The sequence below is a fragment of the Christensenella sp. genome (genome assembly GCF_034927525.1).
Lineage (GTDB): Bacteria > Bacillota > Clostridia > Christensenellales > Christensenellaceae > Christensenella.
The window spans coordinates 1-1,826 of sequence record NZ_JAYFPU010000053.1 but is presented as its reverse complement, the minus strand read 5'-3'; the positions used below and the strand labels follow the sequence as shown (position 1 = coordinate 1,826).

At 46.5% G+C, this 1,826-nt stretch carries 3 protein-coding genes, 1 tRNA gene and 1 pseudogene; 2 read left to right on the top strand and 3 right to left on the bottom strand.

Features of this window, described 5'->3' with window-relative positions; translation table 11 throughout:
* Both VB081_RS01885 and VB081_RS14955 read right to left on the bottom strand, forming a co-directional pair.
* Positions 1-372: pseudogene (locus VB081_RS01885) on the bottom strand (hypothetical protein); the annotation flags it as partial.
* 244 nt (positions 373-616) lie between these two features.
* Positions 617-697, bottom strand: coding sequence for a putative holin-like toxin (locus VB081_RS14955; protein WP_410173264.1), 81 nt, complete (start codon positions 695-697; stop codon positions 617-619).
* Between the two features lie 118 nt (positions 698-815).
* Here VB081_RS14955 and VB081_RS01880 point away from each other — a divergent pair, with 118 nt between their 5' ends.
* Positions 816-1,292 carry a tyrosine-type recombinase/integrase gene (locus VB081_RS01880; protein WP_323399158.1) on the top strand — a complete coding sequence of 159 codons (477 nt, stop codon included), beginning with the start codon at positions 816-818 and terminating at the stop codon, positions 1,290-1,292.
* Positions 1,193-1,612: a tyrosine-type recombinase/integrase gene (locus VB081_RS01875; RefSeq protein WP_323398042.1), complete on the top strand. Its 420-nt coding sequence runs from the start codon at positions 1,193-1,195 to the stop codon at positions 1,610-1,612. Before VB081_RS01880 ends, VB081_RS01875 begins: the two co-directional genes overlap by 100 nt.
* Before the next feature lie 86 nt (positions 1,613-1,698).
* Here VB081_RS01875 and VB081_RS01870 read toward each other — a convergent pair.
* Positions 1,699-1,775 (bottom strand) — tRNA-Pro (locus VB081_RS01870).
* Positions 1,776-1,826: the final 51 nt, after the last annotated feature.

Here is a 1,826-nt window from a genome sequence, read left to right as displayed (position 1 = left end):
GTATTGGATATATCTAAAGATAATCGTCTTGACCATCTCCTGGGTCATCTTCATCGTATCAATACGATAAAGTTTTTCTTTCTTGAGCGTTGCGAAAAAGCTCTCCATCCGGGCGTTATCATAGCATCGACCAACACTGCTCATACTGGATTGATACAATACAGGATTGACTTGATTAAAAACTAGATTAATCCAATAAATCGCCGATTCCCTGATTAACTTGCTGGCAACTTGCAAAGCCATCAGATGGACGGCCCAGGCGGGATCAATCATCCCGTCGCTTGATGGGGTCCCCAAAAGGGATTCCAGTTGAAAATTCAGCCAATCATTATTCTGGAAGTGCATACTGCGCACATCCGAATTTTCGGCCATTACTCCAAAAGTATTCTAAACTCTGTTTAACAGAGTTTAGAATTTCCTTGAGAAATCTTACGTAAAAACGCACGAAACCCCCAGCAACCTTAAACAGGTCCCAGGGGCTTGAATATTCGTTCATACCGTTGTATAATATGGGTAGAAAAGAGCGGCCCGCTTTCGGCGGTACTGCCTCTACAGATTTTTAATCAGCTACCCACTGACGGTCAAATCATAGGGGTAGCTTTTTTCATGCTCTTTTTTAGCCTTTGCGACCGGAAAAGAGTAATGCCACTAGTGCGCCGAAGGTCAACATAAGCATTAAACTTTCATACACTGTCATAGCATCACCCCCAATCTTATGCAGATTGAGGCAGAAGCCCGCTACCCAGCAAACCACTCTTAGAAGGTATTATATCAGGTGGTGGGCAAAAAGAAAAGACCTGGGAGATATCCCCCTTATGAAGCTAACCCCGCACACCATCCAGCACTTTTACAATAAGCTATTAGAGGCGCACAGCCCCAAAACCGTAAAGAACACCCACGGCATCCTCTCCAAAGCCATCAACCAAGCCGTGGCCCTGGCCTATATTCCTTCCAATCCTTCCAGCTTATGCACCCTTCCAAAGGGCGATAAACCAGCGATTCACCCCCTGGACAGCGACACCCTTCCCCATTTCTTGAGCATCTGCCAAAGCGACACCCTGGAAAATCTGTTTATCTTCGCCATATTCACAGGTTTACGGCGTTCGGAAATCATTTGCTTGACCTGGGACTTTGAAACAAGCACGATATACATTCATCGCCAATTGCAGCCCTGGAGGGAAATTATCAATGGATGGTCACCAAGAACGGGAAGCCCCGAACCATCGCCCCGGCCCCCTTTGTTATGGATATGCTGCGGGATATCCGAAAGCGGCAACTGGAAAACCGCCTGAGAGCCGGGAGCCTCTGGAATGACCAGGGGGGATTTGTGTTCTCTACTGAAACCGGGGACCACACCAAGGCGGGGACACTGAATAACCATTTCTCAAAAATCCGAAAGGTGATTGAGTTGCCAAAGCTGCGCTTCCATGATCTGCGCCACACCTACGCCGTGGCCAGCATCCAGGCGGGGGACGATTTTAAGACTATCTCCGAAAACATGGGGCATCATTCCGTTGCTTTTACCATGGACACCTACGCCCACGTGACAGATGCCATGCGCAAAAAAAGCAGCCAGAATATGGAACGGTTTTATAATGGATTGTCTGTATAAAAATCTGTAAAGGGTAAATCGTATATTTTGAGAAATAAAAAAAGCCGGAGAACCGCTTGTTCCCTGGCTTTTTGCTTTTTATCAACTGGTCGGAGTGAGAGGATTTGAACCTCCGGCCTCATGGTCCCGAACCATGCGCTCTACCAAACTGAGCCACACCCCGATAAAATTAAAACTTAAATTGCAAACCAACGGAGTTTATTGTAATATAGAA